Source organism: Adhaeribacter soli (assembly GCF_008727925.1).
GTDB lineage: Bacteria > Bacteroidota > Bacteroidia > Cytophagales > Hymenobacteraceae > Adhaeribacter_A > Adhaeribacter_A soli.
Genome location: NZ_VTWT01000002.1, coordinates 541,760 through 568,209 on the forward strand (window position 1 = coordinate 541,760; position 26,450 = coordinate 568,209).

At 47.8% G+C, this 26,450-nt stretch carries 19 protein-coding genes and 1 pseudogene; 13 read left to right on the forward strand and 7 right to left on the reverse strand.

Going from position 1 to position 26,450, the window contains the following annotated elements; translation table 11 throughout:
- The first annotated feature begins 345 nt into the window (after nt 1-345).
- From F0P94_RS05680 to F0P94_RS05695, 4 genes are all read left to right on the forward strand, one after another.
- Nucleotides 346-4,215, forward strand: coding sequence for a T9SS type A sorting domain-containing protein (locus F0P94_RS05680; RefSeq protein ID WP_191906933.1), 3,870 nt, complete (start codon nt 346-348; stop codon nt 4,213-4,215).
- Between the two features lie 461 nt (nt 4,216-4,676).
- Entirely contained in the window at nt 4,677-5,264 is a 588-nt protein-coding gene (locus F0P94_RS05685; protein ID WP_150902845.1) for a HupE/UreJ family protein, read from the forward strand.
- Nucleotides 5,265-5,798: 534 nt separating this feature from the next.
- The gene (locus F0P94_RS05690; RefSeq protein ID WP_150902846.1) at nt 5,799-8,141 is read left to right on the forward strand and encodes a M1 family metallopeptidase; all 2,343 of its coding nucleotides are present in this window, start codon (nt 5,799-5,801) and stop codon (nt 8,139-8,141) included.
- Between the two features lie 308 nt (nt 8,142-8,449).
- Nucleotides 8,450-8,968, forward strand: a complete 519-nt coding sequence (locus tag F0P94_RS05695) for a transposase (RefSeq protein WP_225307126.1) — start codon at nt 8,450-8,452, stop codon at nt 8,966-8,968.
- 139 nt (nt 8,969-9,107) lie between these two features.
- Here the strand turns inward: F0P94_RS05695 and F0P94_RS05700 are convergent, their stop codons facing one another.
- Complete coding sequence (locus F0P94_RS05700; RefSeq protein ID WP_150902847.1) at nt 9,108-9,479, reverse strand: helix-turn-helix domain-containing protein; 372 nt, start codon at nt 9,477-9,479, stop codon at nt 9,108-9,110.
- Between the two features lie 30 nt (nt 9,480-9,509).
- On the reverse strand, nt 9,510-9,803 hold the full coding sequence (locus F0P94_RS05705; RefSeq protein WP_150902848.1) for a type II toxin-antitoxin system HigB family toxin: 294 nt from the start codon (nt 9,801-9,803) through the stop codon (nt 9,510-9,512).
- 160 nt (nt 9,804-9,963) lie between these two features.
- Between F0P94_RS05705 and F0P94_RS05710 the strand changes: the two genes are divergently transcribed.
- Nucleotides 9,964-10,440, forward strand: a complete 477-nt coding sequence (locus F0P94_RS05710) for a DinB family protein (RefSeq protein ID WP_150902849.1) — start codon at nt 9,964-9,966, stop codon at nt 10,438-10,440.
- 84 nt (nt 10,441-10,524) lie between these two features.
- Here F0P94_RS05710 and F0P94_RS05715 read toward each other — a convergent pair whose 3' ends face one another.
- The 3 genes from F0P94_RS05715 to F0P94_RS05725 all read right to left on the reverse strand — a co-directional run bounded on the left by F0P94_RS05715 (nt 10,525) and on the right by F0P94_RS05725 (nt 14,675).
- Complete coding sequence (locus F0P94_RS05715; RefSeq protein ID WP_150902850.1) at nt 10,525-11,688, reverse strand: hypothetical protein; 1,164 nt, start codon at nt 11,686-11,688, stop codon at nt 10,525-10,527.
- Nucleotides 11,689-12,030, reverse strand: a complete 342-nt coding sequence (locus F0P94_RS05720; RefSeq protein ID WP_317133057.1) for a PadR family transcriptional regulator — start codon at nt 12,028-12,030, stop codon at nt 11,689-11,691.
- A gap of 350 nt (nt 12,031-12,380) precedes the next feature.
- On the reverse strand, nt 12,381-14,675 hold the full coding sequence (locus tag F0P94_RS05725; protein ID WP_150902851.1) for a gliding motility-associated C-terminal domain-containing protein: 2,295 nt from the start codon (nt 14,673-14,675) through the stop codon (nt 12,381-12,383).
- A 663-nt stretch (nt 14,676-15,338) separates the two neighbouring features.
- On the opposite strand from F0P94_RS05725, the pseudogene F0P94_RS05730 reads away from it, so the two are divergent.
- The 6 genes and pseudogenes from F0P94_RS05730 to F0P94_RS05755 all read left to right on the forward strand — a co-directional run bounded on the left by F0P94_RS05730 (nt 15,339) and on the right by F0P94_RS05755 (nt 20,848).
- Nucleotides 15,339-15,782, forward strand: a pseudogene (locus F0P94_RS05730) (SRPBCC family protein).
- Nucleotides 15,783-15,875: 93 nt separating this feature from the next.
- The gene (locus tag F0P94_RS05735) at nt 15,876-16,604 is read left to right on the forward strand and encodes an SGNH/GDSL hydrolase family protein (RefSeq protein WP_150902852.1); all 729 of its coding nucleotides are present in this window, start codon (nt 15,876-15,878) and stop codon (nt 16,602-16,604) included.
- 186 nt (nt 16,605-16,790) lie between these two features.
- Nucleotides 16,791-17,402 carry an alpha-ketoglutarate-dependent dioxygenase AlkB family protein gene (locus F0P94_RS05740; protein ID WP_150902853.1) on the forward strand — a complete coding sequence of 204 codons (612 nt, stop codon included), beginning with the start codon at nt 16,791-16,793 and terminating at the stop codon, nt 17,400-17,402.
- Nucleotides 17,403-17,853: 451 nt separating this feature from the next.
- On the forward strand, nt 17,854-18,420 hold the full coding sequence (locus F0P94_RS05745; RefSeq protein WP_150902854.1) for a sugar O-acetyltransferase: 567 nt from the start codon (nt 17,854-17,856) through the stop codon (nt 18,418-18,420).
- A 308-nt stretch (nt 18,421-18,728) separates the two neighbouring features.
- The gene (locus F0P94_RS05750) at nt 18,729-19,712 is read left to right on the forward strand and encodes an ABC transporter ATP-binding protein (RefSeq protein ID WP_150902855.1); all 984 of its coding nucleotides are present in this window, start codon (nt 18,729-18,731) and stop codon (nt 19,710-19,712) included.
- A 314-nt stretch (nt 19,713-20,026) separates the two neighbouring features.
- The gene (locus F0P94_RS05755) at nt 20,027-20,848 is read left to right on the forward strand and encodes an OmpA family protein (protein WP_150902856.1); all 822 of its coding nucleotides are present in this window, start codon (nt 20,027-20,029) and stop codon (nt 20,846-20,848) included.
- Between the two features lie 226 nt (nt 20,849-21,074).
- Here the strand turns inward: F0P94_RS05755 and F0P94_RS05760 are convergent, their stop codons facing one another.
- Both F0P94_RS05760 and F0P94_RS05765 read right to left on the reverse strand, forming a co-directional pair.
- The gene (locus F0P94_RS05760; protein ID WP_150902857.1) at nt 21,075-22,655 is read right to left on the reverse strand and encodes an NAD(P)/FAD-dependent oxidoreductase; all 1,581 of its coding nucleotides are present in this window, start codon (nt 22,653-22,655) and stop codon (nt 21,075-21,077) included.
- 188 nt (nt 22,656-22,843) lie between these two features.
- Nucleotides 22,844-23,506 (reverse strand): carboxypeptidase-like regulatory domain-containing protein, encoded by a 663-nt coding sequence (locus tag F0P94_RS05765; protein WP_150902858.1) that lies wholly within the window; start codon nt 23,504-23,506, stop codon nt 22,844-22,846.
- A gap of 124 nt (nt 23,507-23,630) precedes the next feature.
- Here F0P94_RS05765 and F0P94_RS05770 point away from each other — a divergent pair, with 124 nt between their 5' ends.
- Both F0P94_RS05770 and F0P94_RS05775 read left to right on the forward strand, forming a co-directional pair.
- Nucleotides 23,631-24,014, forward strand: coding sequence for an ArsR/SmtB family transcription factor (locus F0P94_RS05770; RefSeq protein ID WP_150902859.1), 384 nt, complete (start codon nt 23,631-23,633; stop codon nt 24,012-24,014).
- A gap of 601 nt (nt 24,015-24,615) precedes the next feature.
- Nucleotides 24,616-26,442: a LamG-like jellyroll fold domain-containing protein gene (locus F0P94_RS05775; protein ID WP_150902860.1), complete on the forward strand. Its 1,827-nt coding sequence runs from the start codon at nt 24,616-24,618 to the stop codon at nt 26,440-26,442.
- Nucleotides 26,443-26,450: the final 8 nt, after the last annotated feature.

Sequence of the window (26,450 nt, forward strand, 5' to 3'; positions counted from 1 at the left end):
CTGTTTTTTTGAAGCAAAGCATAGCGTTTTTAAAAGGAGTTCAACAACCAATTAAAATTCTATTTATTATAATGTTATTAATAAAAATTTTATATTTGGAAACTCCCATTTAATCTTCATTTAATGAATTTTACCATCCTTCAATTCCTACCTCTCACCTAAAACCAATCATCAACTATTTTAAATTTAAACTTAAGTATGAAACAAGGGTTATCACGTAAACTTAAAAGGTCTTGGCATTCTTTGGTACAAAGGTTAGAAACGTACACTGTCAGAACGGTGGCAGGCGGTGCTGTTTTACTTTCTTCCTGGATTTATTCAGCAGAAAGCCAAGCACAGACAATCATGAATAATTATGATTTTGCGGCCACTTCTGGTACTTTCACCCCTCTGCCTGCATCCGCTACTCAGGTGGCGGCCATGAAAGCCGATACCTATGTAATGCCAGCCACCAACATTGGCTTTACTTTTAACTTTGATGGGGTAAACTATACCCAATTCAGAGCAAGTTCAAACGGGCTGTTTTCTTTTAACACTGGTGCTACCACTACCACTCTAAACGATTTAGCTGCAACCGCTGCAGCCAACCGTCCACTCCTCGCCCCACTCTGGGATGACCTGGACGGACGCGCCACCGGCGGATCTAATGCTTCTTACGAAGTAACCGGCACTGCCGGCTCCAGGGTATTCACGTTTGAGTGGCTTAACTGGGAATTTAATTTATTATCAACTGCCCCGGTAGTTTCTTTTCAGGTTAAATTATACGAAGGCACCAACAAGATCGAATTTGTTTATCGTCCGGAAAGCGGTGCGGTAAATTCAGGATCTGCTTCTGTAGGGATAGCAGGTGTAGGAACCGGACCAGGGAACTTCCTTTCGGTAAATGGATTTAGCGCCACGCCAACTATTAGTTATCTAACCGAGACCAGCAACATTGGCACTAAACCGGCAGCTCCCCTCCTTTACACGTTTACCCGGGTTGCTCCTTCAGCGTTGGATGTAACAACAACAGGGCTGGTTTCGCCGGCAACAGTAACCGGCTGCATTTCCCAAAATCAACCGGTTATTGTTTCAATTAAAAATAATGGTACCGCCCCGATAGATTTTGCCACCACACCGGCCACTGTTAATGCCTCGGTTAAGACAGGTACCGTTACCACCAATTTCCCGGCATTAACGGTAAGCACGGGCACGTTGGCTCCTGGAGCCACTCAGAACGTAACTATTACGAGCAACTTTGCAATAACCACTCCCGGAACCTATACCTTCGATGCTACTACTGTTGTAGCCGGCGACACGCGAGCGGTTAATGATGCCATGTTTTCTGCAAACGTTAATTTTTCCGGCAGGCAGCTTCTGGCTCCACTTCCTCAGTTTGTTAACTTTACGGGCTATACCGGAGCGAATCTGGAGGCCGTTGCTGAAGGTTGGAGTGAAGCGAGCACCGCAGCTGGCACGGGCAGTTCTTCCAACTGGACGGATGATGACTTTGCCAATGTGACCGGAGGACCATACGGTGCAGCTGCCAGAATTAACCTGGATGGCACCACCGATAGAGTTTGGCTGGTAAGCCCGAAAGTTACGGCCACTGCAACCACTGCTTTAAAATTCGACCTTGCACTTACTACTGCCGATGCTACTGCAACTGCAACCCTGGGCACCGACGACCAGCTGCAGGTAATGGTTTCTACGGATTGCGGCGTAACGTATACCCCGGTCCGGACTTACAGTGCTACAACCCCTATAAGCAATACCGGCCAGACCGAAACCATTAGCCTGGCTTCCTTTGCTGGCCAGGACATTGTAGTTGCACTTTTTGCTACGGAGGGCACCGTAAACGACCCGGAAGATAATGACCTGTTTATAGATAACCTTTACCTGGGCACTCCCCCTGCTTTGGATCTGGGCGCCAACCTTTTAGTAGCTCCTATTGCCTCAGGCTGTTATACTGCCAACCAAACCGTTACCGTAAGGATCGAAAATTTTGGGACTAATATTCTGGATTTTGCTGCTAACCCGGCTACGGTTTCCGTTAATGTTTCCGGCGCGGTTACTCAGGTTATTACCACTACACTTTCTACCGGAACCTTAGCCCCGCGTGCCGCTATGAACGTAAACGTTGGCACCCTGAATATGACTACGGCAGGAACTTATACTTTTGTAGGAGAAACAATTTTAACCGGCGACGGGAACCCGGCCAATAATAATTCTACAGCTATTTCCCGCACAGTAGCGCCAATTCTGGCCTTACCTCAGGTGGTAAATTTTACCGGATTTACCGGCGCTAACTTAACTGCTGTTTTCACGGGCTGGTCCGAGGCTGATGGGATAATACCAGCCGGAACTTCTTCTTCCTGGACAGATGCTAATTTTGCTAATGTTGCAGGACATGCAAACGGGGCGGCAGCAAACATAAACCTGGACGCTGCAACGGACAAGGATTGGATCATTGGCCCCAAAGTAGCTGCTTCTGCCTCAACCGTTCTTAAATTCGACCTGGCATTAACAAATGACAATGTAACTACTGCTACCACCCTGGGGTCTGACGACGCCTTGGTTGTTATGGTTTCCACCGACTGCGGCACTACTTTTACACCAGTTCAGATATACGATGCTTCTACTTCTATCAGCAATACCGGGCAAACTGAAACGGTAAGTTTAGCGGCGTATGCCGGCCAAAACATTATTGTGGGCTTTTATGCTACCGAAGGTACTGTTAATGATCCGCAGGATAATGATTTGTTCCTTGATAATATTTTCCTGGGTGACATTCCAACCGTAACCGCCAGCGGCCCAACTACCTTCTGTACGGGGGGTACTGTCACCCTAACAGCTGTTACTACAATCCCGGGAGCTACTTACCAGTGGTTTGAGAATGGAGTTGCTATAGCAGGCGCTACCTCAGCTACTTATACCGCTTCAACGGCTGGTTCCTATACGGTAGCAGTAACTGCTACTGCTGGCGGAACTGCGACCTCTATACCTACCGTAGTAACCGTTAATACTCCGGCAGCCACACCAACCATTACGGCAGGTGGCGCTACCACCTTCTGCTCCGGCGGTTCAGTTGTACTTACTGCGGCTTCCTCCACTACCGGTGCTACCTATGAGTGGTTCCTGAACGGTATCGCTATTTCTGGTACGAATACGGCTACCTATACTGCCAGTGCTGCCGGTGCTTATACCGTTGTAGCTACGGCTAACGGCTGTCCTTCGGCTGCATCTACGGCTACAGCTGTAACGGTAAATGCTCCGGCTGCAACGCCTACAATAACGGCTGGTGGCGCTACTACTTTCTGCTCAGGCGGAACCGTTACGTTAACTGCTGCCTCTACCACTGCCGGCGCTACTTACCAGTGGTTCGAAAATGGCATTGCCATTTCTGGCGCTACAAATGCTACTTATATTGTTAATGCCAGCGGCTCTTACACGGTAGTAGCAACAGCTAGCGGCTGCCCTTCTACTGCTTCTACGGCTACAGTTGTAACTGCTAACGCTTTGACAGCTATTCCAACGGTAACGGCTGGCGGCGCTACTACTATTTGTACAGGCGGTTCGGTAGCTTTAACTGCTGCTGCTACCACAGCCGGAGCTACCTTCCAGTGGTTTGAAAATGGAACTGCTATAGCTGGTGCCACCTCTGCTACTTACACAGCTTCAACGGCTGGTTCCTATACGGTAGTAGCTACTGCAAATGGCTGTCCTTCGGCTGCTTCTACTGCTACTGTGGTAACCGTGAACGCTGTTCCTGCTACGCCTACTATTACCCAGAATGGCAATGTGCTTACTTCTTCTGTAACTGCTGGCAACCAGTGGTTCCTGAACGGCACTGCTATTTCCGGCGCTACCGGTGCTTCCTATACGGCCACTGCTAATGGTTCTTATACGGTAGTGGTAACTGCCAATGGCTGCGACTCGGCTCCTTCTACTGCGGTGGTAGTGAACATTTCCGGCATAGCGGCTAATCTGCCTGGCATGAGCGTAGATGTTTATCCGAACCCTACAACCGGTTCTTTCAACGTGAAGCTGAATGGTTACCAGAAAGATGCTGCTGTAGTACTTTACAATCTGGCCGGTCAGCAAATTACTTCTGAGAAAGTAGCGGCTGACGGCAACGCCAAAAACATCAATCTAAAAGGATTAGCTGCGGGTACTTACCTGCTGAAAGTAACCTCTGAGAAAGGTGTGCAGGTAACCCGATTAATTGTACAATAAACTTTAGATTAACTTACCCTGAAAAGCCCCGGCAGATTTGCCGGGGCTTTTTTCATGAGCACTTTTTTATATAAAAAGCTACTATTCTTTAAACCAAAACAAGCTTAGCTGGTTATTATCTGAAAGGCTCCGGTTCCTGCAACCAAACAGAACAGGCCCTTCCAGGCAACCCTTTTCAACAATAGCTTGTCTACTGGCATGAAAGTATTACTGAATCTTCTGTAAGTTTTCCAGCGAAAAAATTCCTCTAACTCACTCTTTAATTATTAAGAATTATTGCCATGAAAAAATATCCCGTAAAACCATCTTTCTACTACCGCCCGGCTTACAGCTGGTTGCGGAAAAAATAAATTCCATTCTGATCTTTTCTGCCAGGAGAAGAATGTTGTTTCCAGAGTTCCGTTCCTGATTATCAGGATTCGCAGGTTTTCTTTTAACTTTGGGAAACAACTCTTCGCCATTTGAACGCTTCCACCTTTTCGGCTTATTTACAGGTCGGATTTCACCACATTTTCAATTTACAGGCGTATGACCACCTGGCCTTTCTGGTAGCCCTGGCCGCACCTTTTATCTGGCGCAACTGGCGGAACGTGGTGCTGCTGGCAACAGCCTTTACCATTGGGCATTCAGTTACGCTGGCGTTAGCCGTGCTGCAGATCATTCCGGTTAATGAAAGCTTAATTGAAACCCTGATTCCGGTTACCATTCTTTTCACAAGCCTTTTCAATATTTACCAATATGCCAGACCCGAACAAAAAACGGTAGGGTTTGGGCTGCAAAACCTGCTGGCCGCCGGTTTTGGTTTGATCCATGGCATGGGTTTTTCAAATTACCTCCGTTCACTTTTAGGCAAGGAAAGCAAGCCGGTTTTAGAGTTGTTCGCGTTTAACGTAGGCATCGAGATCGGTCAGGTGCTGATCGTGTTGCTGGCTTTACTATTGAATACTTTTGCCGTCCGGTTGTTGCCGCGGAAAACCTGGATCATGGTGGTTTCGGGAGTTACGGCTTTGGTTTCAATTTATATTCTTTTCGGGATTTTTGCCAGCTGATAATAAAGTAGCGCAGGGGTTAAAGCCAATGCATCAACTTTAGAAAAGGAACGTCATTTCGAGCGAAGCCAAGAAAACTTACGGGAGTTACAATGAGCTGACGAGCGTAGCAAGACAGGTCTTACAATAAAAATAAATGTGGAATGGCCCCATAAGTTCCCCCAACTTCCTTCGGGATGACGCAATATTTCAATTCATTTTTTTTTAAGTTGACGCATTGGGTTTTAACCCTGCGCTACTTTGATTTTCCCATCTCAAATACGATTAGAAGGCTTCAATTCTCCTGAACTACAGTCGAAAAATTCGGGTTAAAGCCATCCAAATATCTTAGCCTGCGTCGTCAGCTCGAGCAGACGGCAATAATACATTTCACCATCCCTCAGACTCCCTGCAAATTATCCATTGCCGTTGACTTCAGTTAACGAATTTCCAATTCTCCCCTAAAAATTGTATCTTGATCAGGAATGCGCTTTTGCTTTCTGAAACCGGCATTTTCACATTCCCTCATTTTCTAATTTTCTCATTTCAATATAAATGCTGAAACGACTTTTTGCTGCTGTTTTCATAGCGTTCTCCGTTGCTCCGGCTTTTGCCCAGAATAATACCGACCAGAGCAAATTCCGGCAACTGGCCCAGGAATTGCCCACGCCGAATACCTACCGCACGGCTTCCGGCGCGCCCGGTCACCAGTACTGGCAGCAGCGCGCCGATTACGTGATTTCCGCCGAACTGAACGACGATAACCAGTCTCTGAAAGGTACCGAAACCATTACCTACACAAACCTTTCGCCGGATAAGCTGACGTATTTGTGGGTGCAATTAGACCAAAATATTTTCGACAAGGAAAGCATTACGGCCCTGACCCGGACCGGGGAAATTAAAGACCGCATGACGTTTTCGGCGGTGGAATACATGCAGCAGCAGGGTTTTGACGGCGGTTTTAAGATTGAAAGCGTGAAGGATGCGAAAACGAACAAAGCGCTGAAATACACGATCAACAAAACCATGATGCGCGTGGATCTGCCGCAAACCTTAAATCCGAAAGGCAGCTACAGTTTCACCATCAAATGGCACCACAACATTAATAATCAGCGGAAAATTGGCGGGCGCAGCGGTTACGAATATTTCGAGAAAGACGGCAATTATTTGTACCAGATGGCGCAGTGGTTTCCACGCATGGCGGTGTACGACGACGTGAACGGCTGGCAGCACAAACAATACCTGGGCCGCGGGGAATTTGCCCTGCCTTTCGGCGATTACAAAGTGAGCTTAACCGTGCCGGCCGACCATTTGGTTACCGCCACCGGCGAACTGCAGAACGCCGAACAGGTTTTGACTTCGGAAATGAAAAGCCGGTTGAAAAAAGCCGAAAACACCAAAAAACCGGTTTTGATCGTTAGCCAGGCCGAAGCGGAAAAGAACGAAAAAAGCAAAGCCGGCAAAAAGAAAACCTGGACGTTTACGGCTAAAAACGTGCGCGATTTTGCCTGGGCCAGTTCGCGTAAATTTATCTGGGATGCCATGCAGGTGAACATCGAAGGCAAACCGGTAATGGCGATGTCCTTCTACCCGAAGGAAGGAAATCCGCTCTGGGGCCAGTACTCTACCGAAGTAATTGCGCACACGCTGAAAGTTTACTCGAAATTTACGGTGCCTTACCCCTACCCGGTTTGTATTTCGGTGCACGGCGCGGTGGGCGGCATGGAATACCCGATGCTGAGCTTTAACGGCGGTCGCCCGGAGGCGGATGGCACCTATTCGGAGCAAACCAAGTACGGCATGATCTCGGTGATCATTCACGAAGTGGGCCACAACTTTTTCCCGATGATCATTAACTCCGACGAGCGCCAGTGGAGCTGGATGGACGAAGGCCTGAACACGTTTGTGCAGTATTTAACCGAACAGGAATGGCAGCGCGATTACCCGAGCCGTCGCGGCGAACCCTACAAAATTGTGGACTACATGAAAAGCGACAAAAGCACGCTGGAGCCGATCATGACCAATTCGGAAAGCATTCAGCAGTTCGGGAATAACGCGTACGGCAAACCGGCCACGGCCCTTAACATTCTGCGCGAAACGGTAATGGGCCGCGAACTTTTCGATTATGCATTCAAGGAATATTCGCGCCGCTGGAAATTCAAACACCCCATGCCCGCCGACTTTTTCCGGACCATGGAAGATGCTTCGGGTGTGGACCTGGACTGGTTCTGGCGCGGCTGGTTCTACACCACCGACCACACCGACATTGCCCTGGAAAGCGTAAAATGGTACACCATCGACTCCAAAAACCCGGAAATCGAAAATGCCAAGAAACTAAGCGCCCGGAATGCCGAACCAAAAACCTTATCGCAGCAGGAAAACCTGAAAAGTATTTCCCGCACGTTGGTTGACGAAAAACCGGAGCTGAAAGATTTCTACAACGCCTACAATCCGCTGGAAACCACGGCTTCGGATAAAGCCCGTTACCAAGCTTATTACAACTCGCTTTCGCCTTCCGAAAAAGCCATTCTGGACAAAGGCCTGCACTTTTACGAAGTCGATTTCCGAAATATTGGCGGGTTAATTATGCCGCTCATTGTGCAGATGAAATTTGAAGATGGTACAGAAGAAACCGTACGCATTCCGGCCGAGATCTGGCGCCTGAACAACGAAAAAGTAACCAAGGTTTTTATTACTGAAAAGCCGGTGGTGTCGTTTACATTGGATCCATTTTTAGAAACGGCTGACGTTGATCTGAGCAACAACAGTTTCCCGCGGAAGCTAGCGCCATCGCGGTTTGAGTTGTTTAAGGAGCGGAGTGAACGCGGGAGTAACCCGATGCGGGAGCAGTTGAGGCAGCAGGGTTCAGGTGGGGCGAGTGGTAGCAGTGCGGAGTAGCTTTTAGACAAAAAAGGATAGCGATTTCTGCTGACTTTTGATTGTAGTGCTTCGGTCTGTGCGCCACAGACCGAGGTGAGCTGGATGAAGGTATTAACTAACTCGATCAAAATGCTTTATAAACTTACCAATTTTTACCGTGGTCTGTGGCGCACAGACCACCCTTCTACTGTTTCACTTAGCACTGAACTTTTAACTGTCTTTCATAACCATTTCCATAGGAACCCGAATACCTGAGCTAAACCTTCTGAAAAATGTAAATGCCGGACTTAAACTACTTTCAGCCTTTGCGAAAATCGACCTTGGTTTTGGGCGAGGTTTATTTCTGGACAAACACGATCAAAGATTGGAGAAATCTGCTAAAACCGGATAAGTATAAGCAACTCATTATCCAGGCGCTGCTGGAATTGAAACAGAAAAACCTTTTTGCAGTTTATGGCCTGGTAATTATGCCGAACCATTTGCATCTACTCTGGGAACCGTTGCAGAAAAATGGCCGGGAAATGCCGCATGCCAGCTTCAATAAAATTACCAGTCACGAAATTATCAAAGACCTAAAACTACAGCATCAAGAGGTATTACCTTATTTCAAGGTGCAGGAAAAAGAAAGGCAATACCGGATCTGGCAACGTGATGCCTTAGCGGTTTTAATGGATAGCAAAGCAAAATTCGAGCAAAAATTGCTTTATATTCATTTGAATCCATTACAAGAAAAGTGGAATTTAGCTGCGAGCCCTGAAGATTATTATTGGTCTTCGGCGCGCTTTTATGAAACAGGCGAAGATACTTTTAATCTATTTACGCATTATGGGGAGAGGTTTGAGTAATTGAAAGTAGACGGCAGTGCTTCGGTCTGTGCGCCACAGACCAAGGTGATGGAATAAGGAACATTAAAAGTAAAACTCCACTTCAACTCTTATAGCGGAGTTTTTCCCTTCTGCTTCCTACTGTTTTGAATGGTAAAATTTACGCCGCCAGCGCATATTCTTTAATCAATACTTCCGCAGGCAAACTTAAAGCTGCTGCTAGTTTCCGGACCATCTCAAGTGTAAGTGGTCTTTTCCGGTTCAGGATCTTTGAAACAGTTGCTTTGTCGCCGATAAATGGAACGAGGTCTTTATCTTTCCAGCCCAAGTCTTCCATTCTTATCTTAATGGCTTCTATCGGGTCAGGATTACCAATGGAATAATGTTGCTCATCATATTCCTTCACCAAAAGCGTTAAAATATGCAATTCATCGCCGGCTGGCGTGCCGGGGGCAGCCTCGAAGATTTCTTCTATTCTGGCAACGGCGGCATCGTATTCGGCTTCCGTGGTTAGGGGTTTTATTATTTTCATATTCCGTTTCATTTCAAAATCCATTACAAGCTACACTTTCAGGACATCAATTTTGTCGTACTCGGCGTGGGTTCCGATCCATTTCACCATTACCCGCTTGTACTCAAATACCACGCGCGCTACCAACCGGTAATGGTTGCCTTTAATATTGAAAACGATCCGGTTATCGCCTACATAATCCGCCGAGGGATAATCTTTTTTCAGTTCTTTTAGGTCTTTCCATGCCGTTTTCGAAACCGTTTTAAACCAGGTTTTTAAAGCCTGTTCAGCATTTGCATTCGTCTGGCAATAGTTGCTTATAGCTTTATAACTGATCACATTCATTTTTCAGATGCCTGCTTTGGTACCCAAATATACACTGAAATTTTACAAAAGTTTCTTTTTAGTCAACAAAAATTCTGCAATTTTGATTTAGCTAAATCGTAACTTTCTTCTAAATTCGGGCAAAATTCATCCTTCCCTTTTCAACTAATTTACCCGAACCATGCACCCGCAAATAGCCACCATCCGCAAAACCCGCGAAGCTTTACTCAACCTGATCAAAGACCTTTCCACCGAAGAACTGAACGAAATTCCGGCGGGGTTTAACAACAACATTATCTGGAACGTGGCCCATTTAACGGCGGCCCAGCAGGGCGTTTGTTATTTCCGGGCGGGCCTGAAAATGCCGGTAATTACTGAGGACTATTTCAAAGCTTACAAACCGGAAAGTAAGCCCGAAAAAGTTGTAAGCGCCGAAGCGGTAGAAGAAATAAAAACCCTTCTGTTTGCTTCTTTAGACCAGCTGGAAAAAGATTACGCGCAAAACATTTTTACGAACTACACGCCCTGGACTACCCGCTATGGCGTGGACATAAAAAACATTGACGAGGCCATTGCGTTTCTGCCGTTTCACGAAGGCTTGCACCTGGGTTATGTAATGGCTTTGAAACGGGTGGTGAAAAGCAAAGAACTGGTTTAGCGCCTTGCTGAATCTTGCCCACAAAAAACTCCGCGGTTGCAGCAACCGCGGAGTTTTTGGCATTAAAGACATAGCGTTTTTGAATTACTTCAGGGCCAGCAATTGCCGTTCGTTTTGCAGGACTTGTAACTGGATTTGGGTCAGGCCGTTCAGCGCGGCGAGGGTGCGTTCTTCACTTTTATCGAGTACGGTGGCCTCTACCGGAATGGGCTGAAAATGGGGTTTGGTGGCGTTGGTTTGGTTGTAAGTGGTTACCAATTCTTTTAGGCTTTGAAGTTTTTGGGCGGCTGGTTCTTCTTCCCGGAAATAATCGCGCACCCAGCCGTCGGTGAGCAATATATTATTTGTTTTTAGCTCGGCGGCGGAAACGTTGCGGCCGGTGTCGCGGGAAATGATGTAGGCTTTAAGTTCCTGGCACAGTTGGATTATTTGCTGGCTTTGCGGGTGGAAAGTAAGTGTCTCCGGGTTAGTTTTCAGCAGGGCGTTCAGGTGGTTTTGTTCGGTTTCTAAAAGCTGTTCGTAGCGCACGAAGTAATTGGTGTTGAGCTGGTTTATAAACGTGGAATTCTGCGGCGACCGCACCAAAGACATGAGCAAACCGGAACCGGCTACGATGAGAATGGACGTTACAATGGAGTTCATTTTGGTTTCGGCGTGGCGGATGCCAGTAAAGAAATAAACGGGCAGAAACAGCAGCAGCATGATGCCGATGGCGGTTAAACCCAACACGTTGGCCAGCGGCCAGTGCATGAGTTTGAAGAGCGTGCTGAGGCTGAATAAAATGGCGCTCAGCGTGCCGGCCGCTAAAATGAACGGGCTTTGGCTTGCCTGTTTTTCCTTGATTTTTAAGGTGAATAGCAGTGGCAGAAAAAGCAAACTGAAAAAGGTAATACCGCTCACGATCAATACGCCGGCGCCGGGCCAGTGCATGAACTTGAAAATAATTCCCAAACTGAGCACGATGGCGGAAAAGGCGCCGCTGGTAAGCATGATCTTTTTCATGGCGTAATAGTTTTTGTTGGTTAGTAAAAACAGCGTTTCTTCTTCAATTTCACACAATTCGGTTTTGTAAAAGGTTTGAATGGTGGTGAAATAAAAGTCCTCGAAGTTGCCGTTTGCTTCGAGGTTTTGCTCAATGAGGCAACACACATGATCTAAGAGATCCTGCTGCAGGCTTTCCATTTCCACGCCCCGGGCCCGGATGTCGCGGAAAATAAAATCTATTTGTGCTTCGCTGAGGCAATACATTTAAATTCCCTGGGGTTTGAGGTCTAAGAGAAATTTCATGGTTTCCATAAAGTCGGATAGCTCGCTTACTTTTTCCCGGGCTTTGGTTTTGCCGTCCGCGCTCAGGCTGTAGTATTTGCGCACGCGTTTGCCGATGTATTCGGTTTCGGTGGTAACCAGGCCGCTGTCTTCCAGCGCGTGTAAAGTCGGGTACAAAGCGCCTTCGGTTATCTGGATCTTTTCGGAAGTCAGTTCTTTTACTTTCTGGGTTATTTCGTAGCCGTACATGCGCTTATTATCGGCCAATAGCTTCAGAATAATGGTTTTTAAGGTACCTTTTATAAGTTCGGAGGAATAGATCATTTCAATGTTTTAAATTACAAATGCAATAATACATAACATTCTTATGCATTATACTTAAAGGCATATTAAATGTTTTCTTTTTTTACATGGAAGTTACAGAATGCTTTAAATGAGATCATTAATCAGCAAAGAACCACTCCTAAGTACTTTTTGCCGGAAAAACCCTCGCACTCCAAAAAATTTTATTTGTCGAGTAAAAGCAGGCTGAAGGATGGTTGTTGGTGAAAAAACACAACAACGGCGAACGGAAGAACCCAACAATTTAACCTTCATAGTGCACTAACCTTTTACAATAAAAAACACTTCGCCAACCCGACGAAGTGTTTTTCAATTTCAAGCAGGAATTAACCTTACTTGCGCACAATATCGAACCAGCCTTTGTACGATTTGCCGCCGTTTGGTTCCTGCAGGAGATAGTAGTAGGTTCCATCAGCTACGCCTTCGGCTTTAAAGCTGTTGTCGTAATTGTTGTAGGATTTTACCAGTACGCCCCAGCGGTTGTAGATCTTCAGGCTGGTGTTCGGCAAAATTCCTTTGTAAACAAATGCATCGTTGTCGCCGTCGTTATTCGGGGTAATAATGTTCGGCAGGAAAAACGGCCCTACGTTTACGGTTACTTCCCGGCTTGCCTTGCAATTGCCATTTTTCGATGTAACCGTTAGCTGGTAACGGGTGGTTTTCAGCGGCGAAGCAATCGGGTTCATGGCAGTAGAATCAGACAGGCCGGTGGCCGGCGACCAGCTGTAGTTAAACGCCGCCGGATCGATGTCGGCATTGCCTAAGGCCACGTTAATCGGAGCGGAACGACCAAACACGATCTCATTGGTACTCTTCGGATAAAGAACTTTTATATCCTGAATAACCGGTAAGGGAAGCACTTTCACGGCAAACGAAATGGTATCGAAGCAACCGGAAAGCGAACTGCTGATCTTCAGGTTGTAGCGATAATTGCCCACGGCGGTTGGTTTTACCGAAATGCGCTGGTTGCGGCTGGTTGCCGGATTAAAACCGGCAGTGGCGGCATTGGAAGCGGCATCCAGGCTCCATTCGTAGGTATAAATTGCTTTCTGGGCTTTGGTTGCCGGCGGAAGCAGCAGGGAATCCGGGCGCAGTAATTTTACGTTCAGGTCGGTTCCTTCTCCAATGCAAACGGTGCGGGCCTTCAGGCCGCCATCCGGTTCGGCAAAGTTGTTTTTCACGACGTGAATGCGGTAAATATACGTAGCCGTTCCTTTTATCGGGCAATGATCGTCGGTAATGGTTACGGGCAGGTAGTAGTTCCGGCCTTCATGTTCTGGTTCCGGGGTGAGGTAAAGCAGGGCTTCTACCGAAGTTGTACCATTGTTGCTGATCTTCAGGTAGCTGTTCGGAATTCTTTTTAACACATCGGCATCGAAGGTTACCGTAATTTTATCGCCGGGGTTCGGGTCGGTAAACAGGAAGCGCAAAGGGGTGGAATTACAGGTCTGCACGTCTATAATGGAATCGCTGGTAATATTGGTACCGAAAACGGCCGGTGGCGCCGGGAGTACAGGTTGGGTTGCCTGGTTGCCGGCACAGTCTTCCACAATAAACAGGATATCGCGACGCACATGACCTACTTTTACGGCAACGCCGTTAATTTTTCGCCATTCGTTTATCTGCACCACCACCACGTATTTATTCCGACCGTCGTCGGGAGCTGTGCCTGAATAATAGGCCGAAGGGGTAAATACCAGTTCGCCACTTAAAGGATTCAGGTTAAAAGCCGGCGTAGCCGCCCAGATCATCCGAACGCCGTTTGGCTGCGACGGATCCGGGAATGCCACGGTAGCAGGGCCATCCCAGTTAACGTTTACAGAAGGCATCGGATAGGTTGGAGAGAAAACCGGCGGCATTACGCCTTGCACCTGGGCAAACTGCGGCGTTATAGCATTAAATGGGGTCTTCGGATTCGGGTTAGTAATAAGATTACCAGGAGTTATTGATACCGGATTGGATTTGTAGGCAATAGGCGTATTGTAATTCGAATGGGCCGCAATTAACTCATAAGTCAGGGAGTCGTTGTCGGGCTCGTTTGCATTCAGGCTGAAGCGGGTGGGTTGGCCGTAGCAAACAATGGGAATGGGAATATTATTACCGCTGAACTGCGGCGAAGTATTGACCAAAGCAGTTGAACCGCTACCCGGAGATTTAATTTTTACGAAGGCTTCGGTATAAATGTAATCCTGCCCCACAATGTTCTCGTTCGTGTTGCGGGCGCTGTTGCGGGTACTGAAGATCCAGTCGGAACAGGCTTGTTCGGCAGTGGATAATGTAACCTGGGCTGTAAAAGTAACTTCCTGGTAATTAGGCCTACCGGTTTTGGTACAATGGTTACCTACAGAAGCGCAGTAAGGCGTTCCGGTAACCAGGCTGCCCTGCATGGTCATGGCAATGGTGCGCCCGGTATTGCAACCCGGCGACCAGATTTTGAGGGTGTTAGTTGTATTTGCCGCGTTTCCGGTACAATCGCGGTACACTTTGGCGGTTACCAGGTACGAGTTGGGGGCAATAATTACGTAGGTAAGGTCGCCGCCCTGAAAGTGGGTGGCAGCTGCCTGCCGCGAAAAGCCTGTAAGCAACACTGCCAGAAGAAGGCTGTATAAATTAAGAATCTTTTTCATCTTGTTTTGGATTTAAGAATGGGCAATAGCCATCTGCGGAAAACAGGTTCCTGTTTCTGAAGCTGACGGTCTTATATTTTTTGGACAAAAACCCGTAGCAATCCGGCAATGCAGGCCTTCCATGGCCGGGCTGGGGTTTCGATTAGATAAGGAGCGTAATGGTATGGGGAAGCCATGCATTGCTTGTTCGGTTACGCTCCTCTCTGGAAAGGCTTTCTAATAACAAGTCGGCTGGAAAACAAAAACCGTTGCTTTAGATGATTAAATAATTTTATAGAAAAGTTTACAACGTAGGCAAAAACGGCATTTAAGGCCTTATACCAACTATTTTATGACAAAAAATTAATTCTTTCTCCTTTACCGATGTAGTACGAATCGGCAAATAAAGCTGGCACAAAGGCGAAAGAAAATGCCAAAATCAAAATTGGTTTTAAGGCTGAAGCTTTCTCCCGGCATAAAGCTAAATACCGTCGGTCTTCCGATTTACTTGTAATGCAAGGCCGCGAAACTAAATAGCAGTATTCCAACACCCAAACTTTATTACCAGGAAGTCCGCTTGGCTTATTTTACCTGATCTTTTCATGCCTGCACTTCTACCCTTCCAATCTTCTTGGCAGTTTGAAATTTAGTTTTACATTTAGGATAAATTCAGAAATTTAAGCCATGCCGCTAAACGAATCCATTATAATAGAACGCACTTTTAATGCTTCGCCGGAAAAGGTCTGGCAAGCCATTACCAACAGGGAGCAGATGAAGGATTGGTATTTCGATATCCGGGAATTTAAAGCGGAACCTGGTTTTGAATTCCAATTTGAAGGCGGCGATGAAAACCAGAAATTTCTGCATTTGTGTAAAGTAACCGAAGTAATTCCCGGCAGAAAACTAAGTTACAGCTGGCGCTAGGAAGGCTACCCGGGGAATACGCTGGTTAACTTTGAGCTATTTCCGGAAGGCGAAAATACCCACCTGCAACTGACGCATACCGGCTTGGAAACTTTCCCGTCGGAAGTGCCGGCGTTAGCCCGGCAAAACTTTGTGGAAGGCTGGACTTATATTATTGGCACGTCGCTGAAGAATTACCTCGAAAAAACGGTAGTAAACCGGTAAAAAATCTATTGACTACCGGATGGGCCAGTATAAAATGGCAGCCTCTCCCACCCTTCATTTTTCCTGTCCTGTTCTGAACAACTACGAACCAACATGAAGATCCTTTTCATCGGCGACAGCCTGATCCGGGGTAGCCAGGGCGTTAACTTTGTAAAACAAATAGCGCGGGAACATCCGGACTGGCAGGTTGAAAATGCGGGCGTAAACGGGGAAACCCTGAATAAAATCGCGGCGCGGCTGAAAGCAAAAATTGCTGCAGGTCAGGTTTACGACACAATTGTACTGCAAGGCGGCACGAACGATATCCTGCTACTGGAATTTAACCAGAAAGGCTTTTTATTCCGGCAGGCTTATGCTCATTTACGCAAACAGGGCCACGAACCACTGGCTCCGGAAGCTTTTGATAAGCAACTTCGCGAACTGCTCGAATACCTGCAAGCGCATACTGCGGCTAAAATCGTTCTGATTACGATTGGCTGCATAAATGAAAACCTGCAGGCGGAACAGAATGCAAAACGGAGGATCTACAACAATATAATCCGAAAAACGGCGGCTGCTTTTAACTCCCCTATAGCCGATCCGACGGTTGAAATAGATACGATTCTGAGTCAGAAGCAGACCCGGAATTATTTTCTGGAAAGTTTCTTTCATACGGCTTGGTTCGACCTGGTGGGGTGCGCTTTCGGATTTGCGGATTACCTGAGCCGGAAACGCGGCCTGCACCTTACTATTGACGGTTGCCACCTGAATAGCCGGGGTGCCGCTATCTTTAAGCAGGAAATTGAGCGGGAAATAATGGCTGGTCAGCCGCGTTTGGTTTAGAACTGAACCTGGAAAGAAAGCAATTCTCTTGACTATTTGGCTGAAAATCTATTGTTTTTACTAGCAACGTCGGCAATTTGTTTTGCGTGAGGGATAGCAGCGGAAAGCCCACAGCGAGGTACGAGCGAGGACTTGCAGCGGATAGCCCGGCCCGAAGGGACACGCCCAAAGAATTAAGATTTACGCATGGATTTATTTGGAAACTACTTTACCGAAAAAACCAATTTATTGCCCGAAGGCGGTACCGTGCATTACTTCGGCCGCATTATGCCCAAGCCGGAAGCGGACCGTTTCTATGAGGCGCTGTGGCATACCATTGCCTGGAAAAACGATGAGGCCAATATTTTCGGGAAACATTTTATTACGAAGCGGAAAGTGGCCTGGTACGGCGACCAACCCTTTGCTTACACTTACTCCAACACCACCAAACAGGCCCTGCCCTGGACGACGGAATTACTGGAACTGAGAAACCTGACGGAAGCCAAAACCGGCACCATTTTTAACTCCTGCCTCCTGAATCTGTACCATTCCGGCGACGAAGGCATGGCCTGGCACAGCGACGACGAAAAAGCCTTGGCTAAAAATGGCGTAATTGCTTCGCTGAGCTTGGGGGCGGAACGGAAATTTGCCTTTAAACACAAGCAAACCAATCAAACGGTATCGCTGGTGCTGGAACACGGTAGCCTGCTGGTGATGAAAGATGCCACGCAAACCAACTGGCTGCACCGCCTCCCTCCTACCAAAATCGTTACTAAACCCCGCATTAATCTTACTTTCCGGACGATTTTAGAAATGTAGTTTCTTCTGAATGCCGGCTGGTCCGTGATTTTTGCTGTTGCTGTTTCTGGCATTGTCTTAAGGGATGGTTTTAACTGGCGGAAGCTGCTGATTATTTACTTCACAATTTCATAGCAGTTGCAGTGTTTGCCTTGCAGGCAAGGTCAGTTACAAACTGACCAATAATTTACCCACAAGTTACGCTTCGCTAAACTTGCGCGATGAAGTGCTTGTGCTTTTGCTGCTGCTGTTTCGGACATCGGTGTCCGAAACTAATCCTGCCGGGGACATCCTTGTCCGCTTTTTTGGATACGGGGACAGGGATGTCCCCGGCAGGTTGCTTCCGGACACAGATGTCCGGAAGAGCTACTCAGAGGAAGCCCCCTCAGAGGTTTAGCTTCTGCGGAATTTCGCTGAACTTTAAAAACGCTTAGCAGTAAATAGTTGTCGGACCAGATTTGAAGCTGCTTTTATGAAAACCGAAAAAGAAAAAATGCTCGCCGGCGAAATGTACGATCCGTTGGATAAGCAATTATCAGAGGAAAGGCTGCAGGCGCGTTTGCTGATAAAAGAACTGAACGATTCCCGCGAAGACCAGACGGAAGAACGGAGCCGTATTTTAAAAGCGTTGATCCCGCATGCCGGCCCCGGCTTGTGGCTGCAGCCGCCTTTTTATTGCGACTACGGCAGCAATATGGTTATCGGCGAAAAGGTATTCTTTAACTTTAATTGCGTGGTGCTCGATGTGATGCAGGTTAGAATTGGCAGCAGAACTTTGTTTGGCCCGAACGTGCAAATTTATACCGCTACGCACCCATTGGACTATCAGGTGAGGGCTTCCGGGGTAGAATATGCCAAACCGGTTTCCATTGGCGAAGACGTTTGGGTGGGGGGCAGCGCGGTAATTTGTCCGGGGGTAAGTATTGGCGACCGGACAGTGATCGGGGCGGGCAGCGTGGTTACCAGGGCTATTCCGGCCGATGTGTTTGCGGCGGGGAATCCCTGCCGGGTGATCCGACACTTGCTTGAGCATGCATAAATCCGAACTTTTTACCGCATCTTTGCCTGTAAGTACGGCTAACTGCTGATTTACGAATTAAAATTTATCCGGAGCTGATTTATCGGTCTTTTGTCGGTTAAAAAATTAACTTACGCAAGCAAAGAAAAGTCTCCCTTTGGAGGGGGTTAGGGGGAGGACTACTTATGCTCGATCAATTATTGAAAGATCGGATATTGTAAAATCCTCCCCCTACCCCCTCCAAAGGGGGACTTCAGGAATTTTGCATAAGATGAGTAAATAAGTAGTGGAAACCGTTCTTCATTATTAAGGAAAATCTGGCAGCAGCAATGAATTTATTAGAGGTACGGGAGATCAGCTTTCAGGAGCTAAACCATAGCATTCTGGCGGGCATTAGCTTTACCCAGCGCGCATTCCAGAAACTGGTTATTGCCGGCGAAACGGGTTCGGGGAAAAGCACGCTGCTGCAGATCATCGCGGGCTTGGTGCAGCCAACTTCCGGCCAGGTGTGGTTTAAGGGCAAACGCGTGCGCGGCCCTCAGGAAGTGCTGGTGCCGGGGCAGCCGGGCATTGCTTACCTGAGCCAGCATTTTGAGCTTCCCCAGTTTTTGCGCGTGGAGCAGGTAATGAAATACGCCAACTCGCTTTCGGAGGAAGAAGCCGAAAAGATGTTCGAAGTCTGCCGGATCGAGCACTTGCTGAAACGCAAAACCAGCGAACTTTCGGGTGGGGAGCGCCAGCGGATCGCGCTGGCCCGGTTGCTGCTGGGTTCGCCGGAATTGTTGCTGCTCGACGAGCCTTTCTCGAACCTGGACAGTACGCATAAAAAGGTGCTGAAAGCCGTGCTCCGAGACATAACGGAAGAACTGAACATTACCAGTCTGCTCGTTTCGCACGACCCGCTGGATACGCTTTCCTGGGCAGAAGAAATTCTGGTGTTGCAGCAGGGCAGCATTGTACAGCAGGGCCCGCCCAAAGAGATCTATAGCCGTCCGGCCAACGTTTATACGGCCGCACTTTTTGGCAACTACAATTTAATTCCGGCTGCCAAAGCCGGTCCGTTTGCCGATCTGCTCCGCATCTCCTTTACCGACCAGAACCTGCTCATCCGGCCGGAATGCATTAAACTTACCAAAAGCACCGAAAACGCTATTCCCGGCAAGGTAAAAAGCGTGCAGTACTATGGCAGTTATTACGAGGTGGAAGTGCAGGTGCATCACCTCCTGATCCAGGTTAAAACGCTTACTTTTCGTTGCGAAGCCGGCGACCGGGTGGGCGTTTCGGTGGAGGCCGATGATGTCTGGTATTTATAAAGGGCAGTCTTTTTTTCGGAAAGGAATTTGAGGAAGCCAGAACCGGGCAATTCAGAACCAGCATGAACCGGTTAGCGGTATTAAGTAGCCAGCCAAAATAGCCGTATCCATGAAAGAAAGCACAATTTCCCGTCCTTTTCGAATATTAATTATACCCAGCTTCTGTATAAATACGAATATCCAGTTTCCAATATATTTTCACTAAATTCCCTGTTTAAGCCGCACTTTTTACCGCCGACTTCAGGAAAAATTCATTTAATTCGTATACTATTGCGTCGTTTTAACGTTTTGCATACAAACCAATCTCAAACAACATGAAAAAAATCCTATTGCCTTCGTTTGCAATTTTCTTATCACTCACCGGATGCGTTAGCTCCAAGAAGTTTAAAGACCAGACTGCCAAGTATAATGCTTTGCAGAGCCAGTACCAGAATTGCAATACCGAAAAAGAGCAACAGGCTGCTAAGATCAGTTCCCTGCAATCGGAAGTGGACAACCTGAAAGCCAACAGCACCACCCTGCTGAACCAGCTGAGCAACTTCTCGGTAATCAGCCAGCAACAGGCCGACAATATTAAACGGTCGCTGGACAACATAAACGAGAAGGACGCTTACATTAAAACGATGCAGCTTTCTTTGCAGAAAAAAGATTCCCTGAACCTGGCTTTGGTTATGAACCTGAAAGGTGCCCTGAAAGACGTGAACGACCAGGACGTGGAAGTTAAAGTAGACGGCAGCGCCGTGTTCATTTCCATTTCCGATAAAATGCTGTTCAAGAGCGGTAGCTACGATATTACGCCACGCGCCAAGGAAGTATTAGGCAAAGTTGCCGCCGTGGTTAAAGCTCAGCCGAATGTACAGTTCATGGTAGAAGGCCATACCGACAACAAACCAATCAAAACGGCTTCCATTAAAGATAATTGGGATCTGAGCGTTCTTCGCGCCTCGGCGGTAGTTAGGGTGTTGCAGAAGAATTACGGCGTAGATCCGAAGCGTATGATCGCCGCCGGTCGTAGCGAATACGTACCTTTAACGGCTAACGATAACGACAACAACCGTTCCCGCAACCGTCGTACCCGTATCGTGATCCTGCCGCAATTAGATCAATTCTTCCAGTTAATGGAACCGAAGAAGTAGGTAAGAAGCTATCTCAAAAATGGCTGTCATGTTGAGCGAGAGCGAACCAACTCGTCGGCGGGAAGCAAAACTGTTAATTCTGGCTTCTCTGCTGATGCCGACAAGGTCCTTCGCTGGCGCTCAGGATGACAGGTGTAATTTGAGGTTAGTTTCTAATTCAATTTCCATAAACAAAAAACTCCGCAGCCCGAAAGCAGCGGAGTTTTTTTGTTTTAAAGCATAGCGTTTATGCTGTTGGCGGCAAATTGCTTCCCGGCAACTGCTGGTTAGGCTGAATCCCTCCCTGTGGTTGCTCACCCGGAGGGATATTGGCTGCCGGAGGCATTTGCTGTCCGGGCATATCAGGTGAAGCAGGTGGCGTCATTTGCGGATTCTGGGGCATCGGCCGGGTTTCCGGAATCGGTGCCTGTTCCGGGGGAGGAACGGAACCTTGCGGCGGAATATTAACGGCAGCTGTTTGCGGGGCCGATTTCATACCTGGCGCTTCGTTACCGGCAGTGGCAGGAGGCGCATCGCCTTTTTTCTTGCGGGGCTCTTTCCAGAACGGCCTTATAATGAGGCGTAGCGACTGGTCGTAAGTAAAGTAGTTCCAGACCCAGGTAAAGAACGTTACCACGCGGTTGCGGTGGCCGGCCAGGCTCATTAAGTGCACAAAAAGCCACACCATCCAGGCAAACCAGCCCTGGAAGCTGAACTTCGGCAGATCTACCACGGCGCGGTTGCGGCCTACGGTTGCCATGGCGCCTTTATTCTTGTACACAAAATCGACGGGCTTTTCTTTGGCCATGATGCGCTGCAGGTTCCTGGCCAGCAAGTGCGCCTGCTGCATGGCTACGGGCGCTACCATCGGGTGACCGCGTGGGGTGTCTTCCGTCACCATCAGGGCTACGTCGCCGATGGCAAAAATATTCTCATACCCTTCCACTTTGTTCCAGCGGTTCACGTTTATGCGCTGGTTTTTGGCTACTGCTGCTTCCTGCAAACCCGGTAAAGCGGTCCCGCTCACCCCGGCTGCCCAGATCAGGGTTTCGGCGTGAATAGACTGGCCTTTTCCGAAATAAATTTTTCCGTCTTCGTACTTTTCTACCGGCGCATTCAGCCACACGTGTACATCCATTTCCTCGAGGTATTTCCGCGCTTTTTCCGCCGATTCGGCGCTCATACCGGTCAGCAGGTTCGGCGCGGCCTCTATGAGGTAGATCTTCATGCTCCGGAAATCGAGTTCAGGGTAATCGGAAGGCAGCACGTGCATTTTCAGCTCGGCAATGGCGCCGCTTACTTCCACGCCGGTCGGGCCGCCGCCTACTACCACCACGTTCATAAGTTCCTCCTTTTCGTAGGTGGAGTTCATGAGCAGGGCTTTCTCGAAATTCTGAAAAATGTAGCTCCTCAGGTTCAGGGCACTCGGAATGCTCTTGATCTGCATGGAGGCTTTTTCAAAATCTTTATTACCGAAGAAATTCGTTTGGCTGCCGGTGGCAATTACCAGGAAATCGTAAGAGATCGCGCCGATATTGGTAAGCACCTCGTTGCGTTCCGGTACAATTCCGGTTACCTCGCAATAGCGGTAAATAAAGTTCTTCTGGCCTTTGAACATCTTCCGGATCGGGTAAACGATCGAATCGGGCTCAAGGGCGCCGGTGGCTACCTGGTAAAGTAAAGGCTGAAAATTATGGTAATTGTTGCGGTCCAGCAAAACCACCTGAACGCTGGCGTGTCTAAGCTTTTTTACCAGCTCCATGCCACCGAAACCACAACCGATCACTACCACGCGGGGCATATCGGTTGCCGGGATATTTACATTCATGTTTTCGATCTTTAGATTATTCGATATTCGATTATTCGACTATCGAATAAAAACCCATTAATAATTTATTGGGGAGTCGAACATTCGAAAAATCGAATATCGAACAGTCCAATTTGGCTTACTCGAAAATGAACACGGAGGTTGCTGTAAACGGTATGGTTTGGGGTTGAAAAGCCGGTTATGGTTGCTTACTTCTTCTTGAAATCGCCGCGCTTTATGGCTTGTATCAATTCGTACCAGGCCGTGATCGGAATGGTTGGGTACAGGTAGCGGCGCTGCTCCTGCTGTTGCTGCAGGCTCATCTGGTTCCGGAAATTGTTGTTCGGCGTCATCGGGGCATCACTCATCATGCGCTCCAGAATACCTTCGTTCAGGTTCTTAGCTACCGCGCGCTGGTCTTCATCCGGCAATTTCAGGGAAAGGAACGCCCGCTTGAAAAGTTCTTCGGTGGAATACGGGAAAATGCGGACCTCCGGCAAAATGAGCGGGTCTTCCTTCATTTCCACAATTATGGAATAACTCTGGCTTTTGAGTCGTTTTGGAATAATTACGGATTGAGCCTTGTAACCAATGGAACTTACGATCACGCTGTCGCCAGCCAGTACCGCCAGGGAAAAATAACCGTACTGGTTGGTAGTGGTTCCGCGGCCTGCTTTGGGCACGTAAACGCTGGCGCCCGGCAATCCATACAGGCTGTCGCCGGCGGTAACGATACCGGTTAACTGTACCACTTGCGGCTTGCCCTGGGCCTGCACCTTGCCGGATGCAAATAAAAACAAGCATGCAACCCCGCAGCTTAGCGCCAGCAGGTATTTCTGAAAGGAACTGAAGAACGGCAAAAACACGGCCATAAGCATTAAATAAAATTTCCTGTACGCCGGCAGGCCTTCAGAGGCGAGCCGCTATACAATAATACCTCATTTCTGGTATTATTGATACAAGCCGGTTAAATTTGTTTAGCTAATCAGATAAAATATGCGGCTCAAACACTTTAACGTAGCTTTCGGCGAACAGGTATTCAAAGCGCTCGGCGACGAATCGCGGATCCGCATTCTGAACCTGATCCACAAGAACAAGGAAATGTGCATCTCCGATCTGGAGCAGGTACTCGATTTCACTCAGACCAAAGTTTCCCGCCACCTTATCTACCTGAAAAATGCCGGCCTGGTCAGTTTCCGGAGGGTAGATAACTGGGCGTATTATTACCTGAAAGACGAAACCGTAGATTTTGTGAACCAGATCTTCGGCTACCTCGATAAAGACGCCATGCTGCTGAAAGATATGGAAGTGTACAACGTGCTTTATTCGAACCGGGAACTGGCCGTTTGCAAATTGCATAGCCGCCGGTGGCAGGGTTGATCTTCTTCCTGAAGCGTTAAAGAAACCTTTCTGCCGTAACTTTTTTCATTTTGTTCAGCATTTGAATACTTCTCCAGGCCTAAGCGCCTTTGCATAAACAATCCGAACCGCAGCTTTTTATTTTTCGCTGAAAAACCTACCGTTTTTTAAACTGCCTGCCACCTCAGATTTGAAGCTTTAAAATCAGGAATAAAGCTCCGTAAAAATTCCGCTCAAACCAGTTATTCGCTTCAGCAATTCTGTTCCGGCCAGCTTCCGGTCATTTTTTTTACCTTTCAGTTTAAAGCTGAAAAAGCAAGTAAGAGCAACAACCTATTTCCTGAAGGGTAAGGCCTGTATGTCGAATCTGGCTTTCCCCCTCATCCTTTTCTTTACTAAATCCCTCATTCAATGCAAGTTAACAATTGAAATAACATAAATTTCAATTAAATTTAACGCAACAGGCAGCGGTTCTTATAAAAGGATCGTCCTGCACTTACCGGGAATAGTGAAATATATCCTTCCAGGAGCTTCACCATAAAGCGGCGGTTGCCAGAAATGGCTGCCATTTCTTTACAAGCAGATTGAACAAACCTGTATAACCATAAACCACGCTAAACCAATGAAAAAAAGCTTACACCTGATCTTCGTTTTTATGCTATCCGGTTTCGGAGCATTCAGCCAGGCCGTGCCGGAGCTGATCTATTATAAGTTCGATTCGCCGGGAACAACGGTTCAGAACCAAGCGTCAAACCCGGTAGGCACCAATCCCGCCACCATTACCGGAGCCACCATTGGCGGCACCGGCCAATTTGGCACAGCCATGGTTGGGAACGGCGGTTCAGGCGCTGCCAATGCCGTTAATACTGGCTGGAACCCGAATTTAGGCACCGGTGACTGGACCATTTCGGCCTGGTTTAACAATATTCCCTCCAGCACTACAGTAAGATATTTATTTGGCCTGACCGGTGCAGGCTTCCGGTGTTTTACCGGTGGAGCTGCCGGGGCCGGGGCTATCCGGATAACGGATGGAGGCATTACAGCATTTAACGTACCTAACGTTTTCGACGGCACGCCGGTAGTTATCCATTATGTGCACGACGATACTGCCGGTGAAGTTAAATTTTACGTAAACGGAACGCTAACTTTTACGTCTTCCCAGCCCAACGTAAACCTGACGGGTGCAACAGCTTTACTTGTTGGCGCTTCTCTAGGAACAGGCTTGCCGACCGGCGGTTTAATGGACGAATTCCGGATCTATAACCGGGCCTTACCTGTCACTGAAATAGCTTCGACCTGGAACCAGACCTTACCTTTTGCTACCACCGCCAATGACATAGAATTAACGGCTATCACTTCACCGGGTTCCATGTGCGGCCTCTCTAATGCGGAACCCGTAACGATAACGGTTAGGAATATTGGTTCTGCCGCACAAAGAAAAATTCCGGTAAGCTATACCCTGAACAGCGCCATTCCGGTTACCGATACGATTCCCGGGCTGCTGGCGCCCGGTGCTATCGCCTCTTTCACCTTTGCCACCCGTGCAAATATGAGTGCTCCAGGAATTTACACTTTAGTGGCTACCGTTAACCTACCCGGCGACACAAATCCGGTTAATAACAGCTTAACCAAAACAGTAACCAATGCTATGCTGGCAGGTATTCCTGCCTTCGACTTTGAAACTACTGCTTCCGGAGTAGCCGGAATGCGCACAGTAGCCAATGCCCAGTCCGGAATAACCGAGGGTGCCGGAGCCAGTTTCGGAGCTGGCTCTACCAAAGGAATGATCATGGATGGGGGCACGCTAACCACCTGGACGATGCCAACCGGTTCTGCCGATCCCTGGACGATGAATCCAGCCCATCTGGCAGTTTCAAGCTTTTGCTTTTCCCCGGCTGGCGGATCCGCCAACGATTCGTTATGGCTTACTTTTGATCTGAAACAGCTATATAAAACCGCAAATGCCAATACGAATTTCCGGGTTAAAGTAAACGGTGCCCAGGTTGGTGCTACCTACCGTCCTCCCTTTGCCGGCTCTGGTAACTGGCAGAAAATTAAAGTAGACCTTACTACCTATAAAAATCTGCCGAGCATAGATATTGACCTGGAAAGCAGCGTTGCCGAACCTTACGCCAACGGCAATGGCCCGGCCAACCTGGTAGATAATATCAATGTAGTAAATCGGATCGTACTTGGCACCAGGAATGCTTTTTCACAAAAAAACCTTACTGTTTTCCCGAACCCATCTAGAGGAATGTTTACCGTTGAACTGCCTGATGCCAATGCATACACCCTGGAAGTAACGGATCTGACCGGAAAGGTTATTAAAACCCAAAAAGCCGTTTCCGGAAAGAACATGCTTGATCTGAACGATTCGGCTAAAGGCGTTTATCTGCTAAAAGTAAGTTCTAAGAACGGCATAGCTTTTAAAAAGCTTATTATTGAATAGAGGCAGCT